This window comes from Candidatus Villigracilis saccharophilus, assembly GCF_016711665.1.
Window position 1 is genome coordinate 41851 of the sequence record NZ_JADJSO010000017.1, and the last position, 14022, is coordinate 55872.

16 protein-coding genes are annotated in these 14022 nt (G+C 48.3%); 15 read left to right on the forward strand and 1 reads right to left on the reverse strand.

Annotated elements, in window-relative coordinates; genetic code table 11:
- The first annotated feature begins 12 nt into the window (after positions 1-12).
- Genes IPL17_RS07605 through IPL17_RS07650 form a run of 10 tightly spaced genes read left to right on the forward strand, consistent with a single transcriptional unit; the run spans position 13 to position 9150 of the window.
- Positions 13-954 carry a Gfo/Idh/MocA family oxidoreductase gene (locus IPL17_RS07605; protein ID WP_345306479.1) on the forward strand — a complete coding sequence of 314 codons (942 nt, stop codon included), beginning with the start codon at positions 13-15 and terminating at the stop codon, positions 952-954.
- A gap of 5 nt (positions 955-959) precedes the next feature.
- Positions 960-1538, forward strand: a complete 579-nt coding sequence (locus IPL17_RS07610; protein ID WP_345306480.1) for an acyltransferase — start codon at positions 960-962, stop codon at positions 1536-1538.
- On the forward strand, positions 1538-2638 hold the full coding sequence (locus IPL17_RS07615; RefSeq protein WP_345306548.1) for a DegT/DnrJ/EryC1/StrS family aminotransferase: 1101 nt from the start codon (positions 1538-1540) through the stop codon (positions 2636-2638). The genes IPL17_RS07610 and IPL17_RS07615 overlap by 1 nt, the downstream gene beginning before the upstream one ends.
- A gap of 60 nt (positions 2639-2698) precedes the next feature.
- Positions 2699-3556: an ABC transporter permease gene (locus IPL17_RS07620; RefSeq protein ID WP_345306481.1), complete on the forward strand. Its 858-nt coding sequence runs from the start codon at positions 2699-2701 to the stop codon at positions 3554-3556.
- 2 nt (positions 3557-3558) lie between these two features.
- Complete coding sequence (locus tag IPL17_RS07625) at positions 3559-4827, forward strand: ABC transporter ATP-binding protein (protein ID WP_345306482.1); 1269 nt, start codon at positions 3559-3561, stop codon at positions 4825-4827.
- A gap of 20 nt (positions 4828-4847) precedes the next feature.
- Positions 4848-5741 (forward strand): hypothetical protein, encoded by an 894-nt coding sequence (locus tag IPL17_RS07630; RefSeq protein WP_345306483.1) that lies wholly within the window; start codon positions 4848-4850, stop codon positions 5739-5741.
- A 30-nt stretch (positions 5742-5771) separates the two neighbouring features.
- Entirely contained in the window at positions 5772-6461 is a 690-nt protein-coding gene (locus IPL17_RS07635; protein WP_345306484.1) for a methyltransferase domain-containing protein, read from the forward strand.
- A gap of 24 nt (positions 6462-6485) precedes the next feature.
- On the forward strand, positions 6486-7289 hold the full coding sequence (locus tag IPL17_RS07640; protein WP_345306485.1) for a class I SAM-dependent methyltransferase: 804 nt from the start codon (positions 6486-6488) through the stop codon (positions 7287-7289).
- 12 nt (positions 7290-7301) lie between these two features.
- Positions 7302-8303, forward strand: a complete 1002-nt coding sequence (locus IPL17_RS07645) for a glycosyltransferase (protein WP_345306486.1) — start codon at positions 7302-7304, stop codon at positions 8301-8303.
- Positions 8296-9150, forward strand: coding sequence for a class I SAM-dependent methyltransferase (locus IPL17_RS07650; RefSeq protein WP_345306487.1), 855 nt, complete (start codon positions 8296-8298; stop codon positions 9148-9150). The genes IPL17_RS07645 and IPL17_RS07650 overlap by 8 nt, the downstream gene beginning before the upstream one ends.
- Before the next feature lie 96 nt (positions 9151-9246).
- Here the strand turns inward: IPL17_RS07650 and IPL17_RS07655 are convergent, their stop codons facing one another.
- A complete protein-coding gene (locus tag IPL17_RS07655) occupies positions 9247-9396 on the reverse strand; it encodes a hypothetical protein (protein ID WP_345306550.1) in 150 nt (49 codons plus the stop codon).
- 210 nt (positions 9397-9606) lie between these two features.
- On the opposite strand from IPL17_RS07655, the gene IPL17_RS07660 reads away from it, so the two are divergent.
- Genes IPL17_RS07660 through IPL17_RS07680 form a run of 5 tightly spaced genes read left to right on the forward strand, consistent with a single transcriptional unit; the run spans position 9607 to position 14021 of the window.
- Entirely contained in the window at positions 9607-10299 is a 693-nt protein-coding gene (locus IPL17_RS07660) for a glycosyltransferase family 4 protein (RefSeq protein WP_345306549.1), read from the forward strand.
- Entirely contained in the window at positions 10296-11054 is a 759-nt protein-coding gene (locus IPL17_RS07665) for a class I SAM-dependent methyltransferase (RefSeq protein ID WP_345306488.1), read from the forward strand. The genes IPL17_RS07660 and IPL17_RS07665 overlap by 4 nt, the downstream gene beginning before the upstream one ends.
- The gene (locus IPL17_RS07670; protein WP_345306489.1) at positions 11051-12202 is read left to right on the forward strand and encodes a glycosyltransferase family 4 protein; all 1152 of its coding nucleotides are present in this window, start codon (positions 11051-11053) and stop codon (positions 12200-12202) included. The genes IPL17_RS07665 and IPL17_RS07670 overlap by 4 nt, the downstream gene beginning before the upstream one ends.
- Positions 12199-13101 (forward strand): glycosyltransferase, encoded by a 903-nt coding sequence (locus IPL17_RS07675; RefSeq protein ID WP_345306490.1) that lies wholly within the window; start codon positions 12199-12201, stop codon positions 13099-13101. The genes IPL17_RS07670 and IPL17_RS07675 overlap by 4 nt, the downstream gene beginning before the upstream one ends.
- Before the next feature lie 8 nt (positions 13102-13109).
- Positions 13110-14021, forward strand: a complete 912-nt coding sequence (locus IPL17_RS07680; protein ID WP_345306491.1) for an NAD-dependent epimerase/dehydratase family protein — start codon at positions 13110-13112, stop codon at positions 14019-14021.
- Position 14022 lies beyond the last annotated feature (1 nt).

Here is a 14022-nt window from a genome sequence, read left to right on the forward strand (position 1 = left end):
TGAAAGGATGATATGCCTAAAAATTTTGCTGTGATCGGCGTTGGCGGTTATATTGCGCCTCGCCACTTGCGCGCCATTCGTGATACGGGGAATCAATTGGTGGCGGCTGTAGACCCCAAGGATTCGGTTGGAGTACTGGATCAATATTCATTTGATGTAAAGTTTTTTACCGAGATCGAGCGCTTTGATCGTCATTTGGAAAAGTTACGACGCGGCCCTATGGAAGACCGCGTCCATTTTGTTTCAGTCTGTTCCCCAAATTATCTGCATGATTCGCATTGCCGCCTCGCATTACGCGTTGGGGCGGATGTGATTTGCGAAAAGCCTCTGGTGATCAACCCCTGGAATTTTGACGCGCTCGAAGAGTTGGAATCCGAGACAAAGCACCACATCCATACGATCTTGCAGCTGCGCGTGCACCCGGAGTTGATCAAGCTCAAGCAGACTCTGCAGGAGCAGGGTGGTCAGCATGATGTGGAACTTACCTACATTACCAGCCGTGGTCCCTGGTATCAAGTTTCATGGAAAGGGCATGAAGATAAATCGGGCGGCGTGGCTACAAATATTGGCGTGCATTTCTTTGATCTTTTATTGTGGCTGTTTGGTTCTACGCATGGAATTAAGGTATATCATTCAGATGAGAGCCGTATGTCTGGTTTCATTGAGTTGGAACATGCGCGTGTGCGCTGGTTTCTGTCGGTGGATAAGAACGATCTGCCGTTTTCTGCAAAAGCTGGTGGCAAGACGACATTTCGTTCCATTACAGTGGATGGAAAAGAGATCGAATTTTCAGAAGGCTTTACAGACTTGCATACCCGCGTTTATGAAGAGACATTGGCTGGCCGGGGATTTGGGATCAAGGACGCGCGTCCATCTATTGATTTGACTTATGCCATTCGCTCCGCTGAAATTTCACCAAAGGATGAACTGATTCATCCGCTTTTGAAGAAGTAGTTGCCATGCCAGATTATTTTGTTCATGAATCCAGTTATGTAGATGAAGGCGCGGAGATCGGCGCGGGTACAAAAATATGGCATTTCTGCCATGTCATGCCCGGCGCGAAGATCGGCGAGCGCTGTAACATCGGTCAGAATGTATTGGTCTCGTCTGGCGTGACGCTGGGAAATAATGTGAAGATCCAAAATAATGTTTCACTTTATACCGGTGTTATCGTTGAAGACGATGTGTTTTTAGGGCCTTCGATGGTGTTTACGAATGTTATTAATCCACGCAGCCATGTCAACCGAAAAGATGAATATAAGACCACGCTGGTCCGCAGGGGCGCATCCATTGGCGCGAACGCGACCATTGTGTGCGGTACAACGCTGGGGCGGTATTGTTTTGTCGGCGCGGGCGCAGTGGTGACGAAGGATGTGCCGGATTACGCGCTCGTCTATGGGTCGCCGGCGCGCCTGCGTGGGTGGATGTGTCAGTGCGGCGAGCAGTTGAAATTTGAGGGTGATCGCGCAGTCTGTCAAAGCTGCGGCGATGCTTATAGAAAACAGGATCAGGTTGTCGGTCCGGAAAGAGGCGAGTGATGATTTCGTTGGTAGATCTAACAGCGCAGTACCATTCCATTAAGGAAGAAATTGATTCGGCTGTATTATCCACATTAGAGTCTGGACATTTTATTCTTGGGCCGCAGGTGGTGAAGTTTGAGGAAAGCATTGCGGTCTATCTTGGCGTGAAGCATGCGATCGGGCTAGCTTCAGGAACAGATGCTTTGGTGCTGGCATTACGTGCCCTGAATATTGGCACAGGCGACGAGGTGATCATTCCGGCGTATACGTTTTTTGCAACCGCGGGTACGGTGATGTCTGTTGGCGCGCAGCCGGTGTTTGTGGATGTTGACCCGCAGAGTTATCAGATTGATGTGAGCAAGATCAGATCTGCCATCACGCCGAAGACGAAGGCGATCATTCCTGTGCATTTGTATGGCCACCCGGCTGAGATGAATCCGATCCTTGAAATTGCGCGCGAGAATAATTTGAAGGTGATCGAAGATAACGCGCAGGGACTCGGCGCGGAATACCTTGGCAAAAAGACAGGTTCGTTTGGAGATATTGCCTGTCTGAGTTTCTTCCCCACGAAAAATTTAGGCGCGTTCGGCGATGCGGGCATGGTGGTGACAAATGACCCGTTGCTTGCAGAACGGATGCGGATGCTGCGCACGCACGGCTGGAAGAAAAAATATTATTCGGAGGAAGTCGGTTATAACAGCCGGCTGGATGCGCTGCAGGCTGCGATCCTGCAAGCCAAGTTCCCGCATTTGGATTCGTGGAATGAAAAGCGCCGCGAACTGGCTCAGCGGTATAACGAGAAGCTTGGTTCTTCAGGCATTGTGATTCCGGTGGAGCGCGAGTGGGGCAAGCATGTGTATCACTTGTATATTGTCCGCTCGGAAAAACGTGATGCGTTGCAGGCTTTCTTGAAGCAGAAGGGGATTGCCTCGGAGGTGTATTATCCATTGCCTCCGCACTTGGCTACACCTTGCCGAAAACTTGGATATAAGGAAGGTGATTTTCCTCATGCTGAAAAAGCTTCACGCGAGACGTTCGCGCTTCCGCTCTACCCGGAATTGCCTCTGTCTCAACAGGATGAAGTGGTTGATACTGTGAAGGAATTTTTTGAAAAGTGATTTTTGTGAAAAGTTTGTGGAAACTTTCAGGAAAAATTAATAAGGTTGAAAATATCTGCTATGGAAATAAATAAACTTCAAAAAAAATGGACTCTGATCATTCGTCCTCAACGAGCATGGTGGGATCTGCAGTTGGGAGAGATCTGGCGGTATCGCGACTTGATTTTATTGTTCGTCTGGCGCGATTTTGTCGCATATTACAAACAGACGATTCTTGGTCCATTGTGGTACCTGATCCAGCCGATCCTGACTACCGTGGTTTTTACCGTGATCTTTGGGAACATTGCTAAACTTCCCACGGATGGACTTCCCCCCTTCCTATTTTATCTGGCTGGCAACACGGTCTGGGTGTATTTTTCCACATGCGTTACCAGCACTTCAGATACCTTTGCTGGAAATGCAGCCGTCTTTGGAAAAGTTTATTTCCCCCGCTTGAGCGTTCCGATCTCGATCGTGATTTCCAATCTCATTTCTTTTGGAATCCGGCTGGGTGTCTTTTTGGCATTTCTGGTGTATTTTATGCTGAAAGGCGCTGTTGTGCATGTCACCTGGTGGGCGTTACTTTTGCCCGTCTTGTTGATCATTATGGCTGGCTTGGGGCTGGGCTTTGGGATTATTATCTCATCCATGACAACCAAGTATCGTGACCTTCAGCAACTTGTCGGGTTTGGGGTGCAGCTAATGATGTACGGTACGCCGGTGATCTATCCGCTTTCCAGTGTGGATGCGGGATTGAGGTGGCTGCTTTTATTAAACCCCATGACCCCTGTCGTGGAGGTCTTCCGTTTCGCATTTTTAGGTACGAGCGCGCTGGAGCCTGTCTATTTGGTTTACAGCTTTTTGTGTATGTTGACGGCGCTTGTGATCGGGATCGTGGCGTTCAATCACGTCGAAAACACATTTATGGATACGGTGTAACAATGTCTGATATTGCGATCTCGATCGAAAATGTATCCAAAAGCTACCGTCTGGGAGTGATCGGTACCGGAACCTTTTATGGCGATCTCAAGCGGTGGTGGGCGCGCCAATTGGGGAAACCGGACCCCTATCTTAAACTCGGGCAGGTTGATCATGGCAACCGCGATGGTCAGACCATTTGGGCTGTTAAGGATGTGAATATTTCCATTAAACAAGGGGAGGCTGTGGGAATCATCGGACGAAATGGAGCCGGGAAGAGTACCCTGCTGAAGATCCTTTCGCGGGTGACAGCTCCCACAGAGGGTGTGATCAAGGTCAATGGACGGATCGCAAGCCTGCTCGAAGTTGGAACCGGCTTTCACTCTCAATTGACAGGCAGGGAAAATATCTATCTTAATGGCGCGATCAATGGCATGACTCGCGATGAAGTAAAGCGAAAAATGGATGAGATCGTGGCGTTCTCCGGTGTGGAACAATTCATCGATACGCCCGTAAAACGGTATTCAAGCGGTATGTATATCCGCCTTGCCTTTTCTGTCGCCGCCCACCTGGATCCTGATATTTTGGTGGTGGATGAAGTTCTGGCTGTGGGTGATACTGAATTTCAAAAGAAGTGTCTGGGAAAAATGAACGATGTGGTCGGGCAGGGACGCACAGTGCTGTTCGTAAGTCACAACATGGCGGCTGTTCAAGCCTTATGCCAACGCGGTATTGTCCTTCAACGAGGCAGTATGATTTTTTCGGGCACTCAGAATGAAGCGATCCGAAACTACGTGGACAGCGTCAATAAACCGGATGTGTTTTTGTCCGACCTATCCTTACGCCCCGGATCGGGGCAGATCCGGATTACCAATGCATATCTCAGGGATGCGGAAGGGCATCCTCTTAATGCGGCGCAGTCGGGTCAGGAAATTTTTGTTTGTCTGCGGTATAAGGCCAACAAAAATTATGCGGGCGGGGCGGTTAAGACCGGCATCATCGTGTACGATCAGCAGGGCATCGCCATTTTTACCCATGCAAGCATTATTCAGGGACTTGAATTTAGAAAGGTGCCGGAGGAAGGTGTTTTTATTTGCCGTATTCCGCGCCTGCCTTTGCCTGCTTCCAATTATTTTGTTGAATGTTCTGTAAAAGTTGATAATGAATACTCTGACAGGGTTGAAAATGTCATGAACCTTGAGGTTATCCATGGCGACTTTTTTGGGACCGGTTTCTTCCCGGGTGAACGTCAGACCATGTGCCTGGTGGATGGCGAATGGTCGCTTGAGTAAATCGTGTTGACCGAGGTGTAATGAAGATAGCGATCTACTGCCCGCTTGGTCCATTGGATCAATTTGGCTATCAATATAATCATAAGGTAACCGTGGAGAGTTTTTGCTCCCTTGCAGACCGTGTTTACCTTGTTTCCACCTCTCGCAGCGCTTATGGCTTCGCAGGCCTGTCTGCCTTGTCTGACAAGATCAGCCTGCTTTCAGACGAGCGGACATGGTTCCAAGTGGGCGATCAAGGACAGGAAGTCTTTGATGCCTGGAAACCCTGCGGACCGAATGCTAATATTGCTGTCGCTCAAGCCCGTGCAGAGGGACTGGACTGCATCATCACCATGCATGTCAACCAGTATGTGCCAGCCCAGGCAGTGAGCGAAATAAAAGTAGATTGTGCAGATATGCTTGAGGAAGCGCGCCCCTACACATGGCTTTATCGGCGCTATCAATTGGCAGATCGTCTCTTTCATACGGATGTCCGCTTGCCATGGATCCTAAACCTGCGATTGCCGCCTTCGTTCGAGTTCGATATCGACTCGATCAAAGATGAAAATACAGGCGCGCAACTCCCCATGGAGTTTGGTGATTTCCGATCCCGAAACCGCAGCGCGATTGTTGATGCAGGTATGGAGTTGGAGATTGACGACCTTGTCAATGTCAGGAAATTCACCCGTAATTACATCGAACTTCGTCCATATATGACTGAGACCTATAACTGGGAGGAATATCAATCCTACTATGCCGAGAAGTTTAAAGCGAAGTCATTGTCAAACGATTCACTGGACGAACTTGGCAAAAGATTATTTCAAAATACACGTGAGAGTTTTGTCAGTCGCGTTGTTCTGCGTGAATATATGCGGTCTAGAAGCATCATCGAAAGGCTGCGAAAATTCTGGCGCAAATCCTTTAAAGGCAGGTAAGAGCAACCACCCTTGCAAGGTAGAATTCGCATGAACATTCATCAAGATATTCCCTCCAAGCCCTGGCAAAACAAGTATGTCACCTACCGTCGTTTATGGTTGGATGCCGCCATGGCCCGCTTTTCTCCGGAAATGCGTGGAGTGGTGATTGACCTGGGCGGCAAACGCAGTGAGAAACGCGGCACCTTCCAGCCTCCGGAATATCAGGCGGATATGTGGCTGTACATTAACCTCGACCTGCAGACCAGCCCCGATCTTTTTGCAGATGTAACAAAAACCCCGCTCAAAACGCAAATTGCAGATAGCATCATCTGTACCGAAGTACTGGAGCATTTGCCCGCCCCGCAGGCCTGTGTGGATGAAATGCACCGCCTCCTTCATGACGGTGGGCAGGTCTTTGCGTCAGTTCCCTTTTTTTACCCGGTCCATGCCGATCCCTACGATTTCCAACGCTTTACCGAGGATGGAATTCGACATCTGTTCCGTGATTTCAAGCTGGTTGAAGTCTACCGCATGGGTGGGTACGCAGGTGTTTTGGGGCTGATCGTGGAATTGGGTATTTCCGGTGTGGTAGGAAACACATATTTCGACAAGTTGATGCGCTGGCTTATGAAATGGACCTCCCGTCTGCTATTCCATTATGACCTGCGCATGTTCGGCAGGGAAAGCGCTGCCTGGCAGAAGTTTACAACGGGATATTTTGTAAAAGCAGTCAGGTAGAACCTGCCCGATGTGGAGACGAAAATGGAAAATGTGAAAAATGGAAAAGACGGCAACCGTCAACTGGAAGGGGAACGATTGGTTTATTTTCACCAAACGGCAGACAAAGAATATTGGAAAACTGTGTGGAGCGCTTATGCAAACCAGGAATACTATGAGCCGTTCCGGGCCGGCACTCTTAACCCTTTCGAGAAGATATTTACCCGTCACTTGCCCAAACAGGCACTGGTACTAGAAGCTGGCTGCGGAACGGCTCAATATGTTAAGGCTTTAAACGTCAGGGGCTATCGGTGTATGGGCCTCGATTACGAACTGCATGCCATGAAGATGGCAAATATCTATGCCGGTTCTTTGCCGTTGGTGTGTGGCGATATCACTGCGCTGGGCATCGCGGAAAATTCTTTTGATGCCGTCATTTCGCTTGGTGTGGTTGAACATAGGCGCGCAGGACCGGAACCATTTCTCACGGAAATGTGTCGGATATTGAAACCCGGGGGCATCATGCTTATCTCTGTTCCATACTTTAATCCCTTAAGGCGTTGGCGGGCAGCACGCGGCGCATATCAGGATGAAGTGGGGGGGATGGATTTCTACCAGTATGCATTCACTAGAATGGAGTTTTACCGTTTTCTTGAGAAGGCTGGTTTTGAAATTGAAAAATATTACACCTACTCGCACCAGAACACGCTTTCACAGGAACTGCACTGGTTGAAAAAGATTCCCGAATCTTTGAAAAAAATTATCCTGCGCATCAGCAAGTACGTGCCTTATGTCAACTCCGAGATCGGGCATATGGTAATGGTTGTTGCGCGAAAAAAACAACCGTAACCTATAATGAAAATGGGCATCCGTAATGGACTTTTAGATTTTGGGGCTGTTCTTGCAGGTCAGTTCACATCTTCAGACCTGTCCATCTTCCACGAGTTTGAGCCGCCTCCTACAGGCGGAGGGCATCAATTTCTGCGCGCGTTTCGGATGCAGGCAGAAATGCATGGATTACGCGTAGAGAATAATATCATCTCCCGCACCACGCGCGCCTGTCTGTTCAACTCTTTCAATTTCAATGAAAAACGCCTCCAGCGAACCCGGCGCTCCTCTGTATTGTATGTCCACCGTGTGGATGGTCCCATTGGGGTTTATCGCGGTTGGGATGATGGTGTGGATGGAAGCATCCACGCTGTCAACCAAAAATATGCAGATAAAACCATCTTCCAATCCCGTTATAGCTTGGAAAAGCACCTGGAACTGGGAATGCAGTTCCGGAAACCAGTGATCATTATGAATGCTGCAGACCCGCACATCTTTCATGCGCGTGGAAGGGCGGGGTTTTCCTCAGATCGGAAAACGCGTCTGATCGCATCAAGTTGGTCAGATAATCCCAATAAGGGCGCGCTTGTTTACCAGTGGTTGGATGAGAATCTGGATTGGACTCGATTCGAAATGACTTTTGTGGGGCGCAGTTCGGTCGTGTTTAAGAATATCTACATGATGCCCGCCGTCGATTCGTTTCGCATGGCGGATTTATTCCGTGGTCATGATATTTATCTCACTGCCAGTCGGAACGACCCGTGTTCCAATTCGTTGATCGAAGCGTTGACCTGCGGGCTTCCAGCCATCTACTTTCAGAGTGGAGGTCACCCTGAAATTGTGGGGCAGGCCGGGGCGGGGTTTGAAATGGCGGAGCAAATTCCCGGGCTTTTGGAGCAGATCGTCAAAAATTATCGAGCGGTCCAGTCTATAATATCTGTTCCATCTATGGAACAGGTCAGTGAACTATATTTGCAAATCTTGGGATTAATGGATGGTCAATCCATTGATCCCAATAGGAGAATAAATGAATAAATTCAACCCATTGTCCCACCCGATCATGTTTGCCCGCCCTTTGCGGGTTGCCGCTTCAGCCTGGTGGCTGCATGTGCCGTTTGCCATGTTCATGGTAGACGCCTTACGCCCCGCCTTGATCGTGGAATTGGGTACGCATAACGGCGTTTCGTACTGCGCCTTTTGTCAAGCTGTGGATACGTTGAAATTGAATACCCTTTGTTATGCGGTTGACGCATGGGTGGGTGATGAACATGCTTCATTTTACGGTGAAGAAGTTTTGAGCGATTTGAAAGATCATCATGATCCTTTGTATTCAAAATTCTCTAAATTGATCCAAAGCTATTTTGAGAATGCGCTCAGCCTGTTTGAAGGCGGTTCTATTGATCTTCTTCACATTGATGGACTGCATACATACGAAGCTGTCAAAAAAGATTTTGAAGGATGGCTTCCGAAAATGAGCCGACGGGGCGTAATTCTTTTCCATGATATTTCAGTGTATAAGACCGATTTCGGGGTATGGCAGCTTTGGAGTGAGGTTAAGGCGAAGTATCCTTCTTTTGAGGTTTCCCATGGCAGCGGACTGGGAGTGTTGTTCGTTGGGAATGAGTATCCGTCTGAACTGTCCGTTCTGATGCGGAATTCGAGCGAAACACCCTTCATTCGGGAATTTTTCTATCAATTGGGAATGACCGTCGATCGCAATAAGGGGAGCGTGGAGAAATACCGGGATGCAGAGACAACTATGCAGAGGATTGTATCCAGCAAGCCTTGGGCACTGCTGAAGTGGTTTGAGCGCCTCCCCCCCTGGCTGCCAGTTGCCAGAATCCGCGATCGGCTGCTGCGTTTCCTGCACAAGAGAATGTAACCTGTGATGTGTCTGAACAAAGTATCTGAAGTACTTAACCATAAAGCGTAAAATGGACCAATGAAGAATTTTGGAAACCAAATAGCAAAAAGATTTTTAAAGATCGCTTCCTTCCATTGGAAGCCCTACTCCCGTTTGATATTGTATGGCGACAGCGCGGGGTGGGTTCTCGATTGGGAGATGCGCGAACTCAAGCGTATATGTAAGCGGCTTGATGTGCGGCTGGCGAAGCCGATTTGGAAGCATGCCGCGTCGCCGCAGGCTATTTTCTTTTCCAACCAGTTTTTTTTAATGAATGATGACTGGCTTAAATTGAAGCCTTGCCGGATCGGTTTTGCTTATTTTCACGGGAAACCGAATACAGGCGACGAGTTGTTTGATTCGGTCCACAACTCGTTGCGCACGCATCATGAGCAAATTACCCGCGTACAGGTCTCACACACGGAAATGATGAATGTGGTTTTGGAAACGGGCATTGATCGGTCAAAGGTTTTTATGATTCCCATTGGGGTCAATTTGGGTTATTTCCCTTTCCGTACCGCGCAGCAAAAAAGAAATATTCGTGCGCAATTGGGCATCCCGCAGTCTGCTTTTGTGGTCGGATCCTTCCAAAAGGATGGGGTTGGCTGGGACGAAGGATTTGATCCCAAGTTAATAAAAGGCCCCGATGTGTTTTTAGCGACAATTAAATTGTTGAAAAGGGATATTCCGGAGTTATATGTTTTACTTTCAGGTCCAGCAAGAGGATATGTTAAGAAGGGGTTGGATGAATTGCAAGTCCCATACAAGCATGTCTATTTAAAATCATACCCAGATATCGCGAAAATGTTTTGGGCGCTTGATGTATATCTTGTTGCGTCACGGCAGGAGGGAGGACCGAAATCTATTTTGGAGAGCATGGCCAGCGGCGTTCCGATTGTAAGTACCAGGGTGGGGCAGGCTGTTGATTTGATCAGGAATGGCGAGAATGGCTGGCTGGTTGATGTTGAGGATGTTGAAGGACTTGCGGCCTGTGTAACGCAAGTCTATGATTTGGGGGATGATGCATTGTTGCCAATTTTGAGGTGTGGCAGGGAAGGCGCAAAAAACAACGACTATATTGCGCAAATTCCATTGTGGGCTTCGTTTATGAAAGGATTTATTGCATGAAAAAAACCATTAATTCTATTTTCTCCAGAGTTGCCTATCTTGTGCTGCCCCGATCTGTACGGAAATATATTATCAAATTACTGATCTCCGCCGAAGAATCTGCTCCACCCCGTGATGCCATACGCTGGTTGCTGGGTATTTTTGATCAGGTATCCAATGCGATCGATCTTCAAAGCATACGCTGGGGGAATGGAGTACATATCAAACATGAACTGATGGATGGCATCCATTCATTTTTCTATGACCGTATCCCGAAAAATGCCCGTGTGCTGGACCTTGGGTGTGGCATTGGAGCCGTTGCCCATTCCATAGCAACTCATACAGACGCACAGGTGCTCGGGATTGATTTCGATGTTGCTCAAATTGAGTTTGCAAAGCAGCGTTTTTCACATCCGAATGTCGACTATGTGGTTGGAAATGTTTTTACAGATATACCCAAAGTCGAGTTTTTTGATGTGATCGTTCTTTCCAGTATTCTTGAACATCTGGAGAATCGCGAAAATTTTCTTAATGACCTGTCCGAACGATTCCACCCGGGGAAATTCCTGATCAGAGTGCCGACTTTCGAACGCCATTTCTTCGCCGCCTTAAAACGGGAACTTGGCTTGTTCCCATATACCGATGATACACATGTGCTTGAATACTCTCCTCAAATATTTATGGATGAAATGAAGGCTGCGGAGTTGGAGATAAGGCATTTTGAGATTCGCTGGGGAGATATTTGGGCAGAGTGTGTTCCCGTAAAAAAAACATGATCAGAAAACGGTTAAATTTCCTCAAGAAACAATTTCCAAATCTGTTTCAGCTGATATTTCGCTTGCGTGACGCACTGCTCAATCTTCCTTTATGGCTCAGAGTTTCAGAGATCGGAAAAAGCGAAGGGCGCCTTTCAGTGACGTACCTGACCACGAATTTTCCTAAGCCGCCGGCTTTACGCAGTGAATTCGCACATGGCGGCTCGGTCAAGCTAACTTATCTGGCTGAGACATTTCCGCACCAATTCCCTTCCGCAAGCCTTTTATATGCAGTTAGCAGCGTCGGGCATCCCTTGCGTACGGCGATTCTTGCAGAAGCAAAGCGTAAAGGATTGAAGATTGTCATTAATCAAAATGGTGTCGCCTTCCCGGCGTGGGACGGCTTGAATTATGAAGCATCCAATCGCGAGTTGAAGACGGTCATCCACTCTGCTGACTTTATCGTTTATCAAAGTCGATTTTGCAAGATAAGCGCGGAACGATATCTCCTGCCGCCGCAAGTGCCTCATGAGATCATCTATAATCCAGTCGATACCCGTCTCTTTACTCCTGATGCCTGCCCGGAAAAGCCGGATGCATTGACCCTCCTTTTGGGCGGGAATCAGTTCCAGCAGTACCGTTTGGAGCTGGCGTTGAATACGCTCAAGGCCTTGCATCGGGAGATCCCCAACGCGAGGCTAATGGTGACGGGCAAACTCTGGCTCCCGGATCACGAAGCAAAGGAGTGGACCGCGCGTATTTTGAAGGAATTGGATCTGACAGACCATGTAACTTTTACGGGAGCGTATACCCAGGCGGAAGCGCCTGCGCTTTATTCACAGGCGCACTTTTTACTTCATACACAATATGCAGATTCTTCCCCAGGTCTTGTGTTGGAAGCGCTGGCGCTGGGCATGCCCGTTGTACATTTGGAAAATGGCGGCGTGCCAGAGTTGGTCGGCGATGCAGGTATCGGTGTCCATGTGGAGCATGATTGGGATACGATCAACCTGCCCGCCCCGCAAGCCATGGCAGATGCGCTGATGAAAGTTTTTTCCCGCCGCAACGAATATTCGCAGAAGGCACGCCAGCGTGCTGTGGAATTATTTTCGCTGGAAAAGTTCACCGCCCGCCACAAACAAATCTTTGAGAAGGTTTTGGGTTCATGATGAAGATCTCGGTCATCATCTGCACGCGGAATCGATTTGATGATTTCCAGAAGACATTATCTTCCCTTGTAAAGCAGACCCGTTTGCCGGATGAGCTCGTTATTGTGGATTCGTCTGATGAAAAAAAAATTGAAGATTATCTAAACTCGATCAAGATCCCTTTTTCAACGCGTTATTTCCATACCCAGCCAGGGCTGACCTTGCAGCGCAATTATGGAATTCGCGAATCTGTAAGCGATCTGATTTTCTTTTTTGATGACGATGTGGAGTTGGATTCTAATTATTTTGATGAGATCGAAAGAATTTTTGCAAATGACCTTTTCCATGAAATTGGCGCTGTCGGCGGCAGGATCATTCGTCCGCTTGGAGGCCAGTCGAAACCGGTCAGGTTTTGGCTGGAGCAAAAAATCTTCTTTCTGTTGCGGTCGATTTTTGGGTTGGTGGATAATGGCAGCGGGCGATTTCGCTGGTCTGGTATGGCGACTCATCCTCACGCGATCCTTCAAAGCAGATATATTGAATGCCTGTCTGGTTGTTGCATGGCGTTTCGGCGGGAAGTATTCGATAAGGCGAGCTTTGATGAAAAGCTTGTCCGCTATGGTCTGATGGAAGATTCTGATATTTCCAAGCAGGTTTTGGATGCCGGCTATAAGATCTACTACCACGCGTCTGCCACGCTGGCCCATAATGAAAGCCCAAAGAATCGTTTGAATTATCGACAATGGGCCGAAATGACCGTTGTGAACTATGATTATCTTTTCCGCAAGAGTTGGAGTAAAGATAAATGGCGTTGGGCGGCTTACTATTGGGCATTACTGGGCTTGATCGTTGTAAACCTCACCAAAAGAGAAGCCTTGCGCGGCACATTGAACGGTATCAGGAATCTAAAAGGGAGATGAAACGGGCTTTGATAACCGGGAAGCAAGGCTTTGTCGGGAGGCATCTTGCTGACCACCTGACCGCTGCTGGTTGGGATGTTTTTGGCTTTGGCCGGCGTCCTGACGGTACGAACAGCCGTTCCTTTCAAGGTGAAATAACCGACCGACATGCGCTCAGAATTGCCCTGGAGGAAGCTCGTCCTGATGTTATATTTCATCTTGCCGGGCGTATTAAGTCTGATGCATCTGAACTTTTTTATATGGTAAATCTGCTTGGCACAGTTGCATTGTTTGAGTCGGTACTGGCTGCAGGGATTCGGCCTGTTATAGTAGTGGCAAGTTCAAGCGCTGTGTATGGTCATAGATCTGGGAAGCCGATCAGCGAACGGATTGCTCTGCGCCCACTTACACATTATGCAGTCAGCAAGACCGCGCAGGAGGCGGCTGCTTTGCGCTATTACCAATCTTTTTGCCTGCCGGTTATGATCGTGCGTATGTTCAATTTGTTAGGACCGGGCCAGTCCGCTGATCTTGCTTGTTCAGCTTTTGCGCGTCAGATCGCGCTTGCCGAATTAAACGATGAGAACGGGATCGTGACCGGGAATTTGTCTGCGCGCCGTGATTTTTTGGATGTGCGCGACGCGGCCCGCGCCTTTGAGTTGGTTGCCAAAAAAGGAAAAGCCGGGCAGGTCTATAATGTATGTTCCGGACATGCGGTGGCGATTCGAAAATGCTTGAGTGAGATGATCTCCATGTCGCCGAATCAATTCACAGTTGAATTAGGTGCGGCGCGCTTCCAAAAAAATGATATTCCCATTCAAGTTGGGAATTCGCTAAAACTGAATCGGGCTACAGGCTGGCGTCCAAAGATCTCCCTGCGAGAGTCGTTATCTGATCTATTGAATGATTGGCGCCAAAGAGTAAAATCAGAACTGGAGTGAG

What these genes read in the sequence shown, in the direction of transcription:
- IPL17_RS07640 (WP_345306485.1), top strand. Translation starts at nt 6,486, where the DNA reads ATGGAAAATGTGAAAAATGGAAAAGACGGCAACCGTCAACTGGAAGGG.
- IPL17_RS07625 (WP_345306482.1), top strand. Translation starts at nt 3,559, where the DNA reads ATGTCTGATATTGCGATCTCGATCGAAAATGTATCCAAAAGCTACCGT.
- IPL17_RS07610 (WP_345306480.1), top strand. Translation starts at nt 960, where the DNA reads ATGCCAGATTATTTTGTTCATGAATCCAGTTATGTAGATGAAGGCGCG.
- IPL17_RS07675 (WP_345306490.1), top strand. Translation starts at nt 12,199, where the DNA reads ATGATGAAGATCTCGGTCATCATCTGCACGCGGAATCGATTTGATGAT.
- IPL17_RS07665 (WP_345306488.1), top strand. Translation starts at nt 10,296, where the DNA reads ATGAAAAAAACCATTAATTCTATTTTCTCCAGAGTTGCCTATCTTGTG.
- IPL17_RS07670 (WP_345306489.1), top strand. Translation starts at nt 11,051, where the DNA reads ATGATCAGAAAACGGTTAAATTTCCTCAAGAAACAATTTCCAAATCTG.
- IPL17_RS07635 (WP_345306484.1), top strand. Translation starts at nt 5,772, where the DNA reads ATGAACATTCATCAAGATATTCCCTCCAAGCCCTGGCAAAACAAGTAT.
- IPL17_RS07655 (WP_345306550.1), bottom strand. Translation starts at nt 9,396, where the DNA reads ATGCTTCCAAATCGGCTTCGCCAGCCGCACATCAAGCCGCTTACATAT.
- IPL17_RS07620 (WP_345306481.1), top strand. Translation starts at nt 2,699, where the DNA reads ATGGAAATAAATAAACTTCAAAAAAAATGGACTCTGATCATTCGTCCT.
- IPL17_RS07605 (WP_345306479.1), top strand. Translation starts at nt 13, where the DNA reads ATGCCTAAAAATTTTGCTGTGATCGGCGTTGGCGGTTATATTGCGCCT.
- IPL17_RS07630 (WP_345306483.1), top strand. Translation starts at nt 4,848, where the DNA reads ATGAAGATAGCGATCTACTGCCCGCTTGGTCCATTGGATCAATTTGGC.
- IPL17_RS07645 (WP_345306486.1), top strand. Translation starts at nt 7,302, where the DNA reads ATGGGCATCCGTAATGGACTTTTAGATTTTGGGGCTGTTCTTGCAGGT.
- IPL17_RS07650 (WP_345306487.1), top strand. Translation starts at nt 8,296, where the DNA reads ATGAATAAATTCAACCCATTGTCCCACCCGATCATGTTTGCCCGCCCT.
- IPL17_RS07615 (WP_345306548.1), top strand. Translation starts at nt 1,538, where the DNA reads ATGATTTCGTTGGTAGATCTAACAGCGCAGTACCATTCCATTAAGGAA.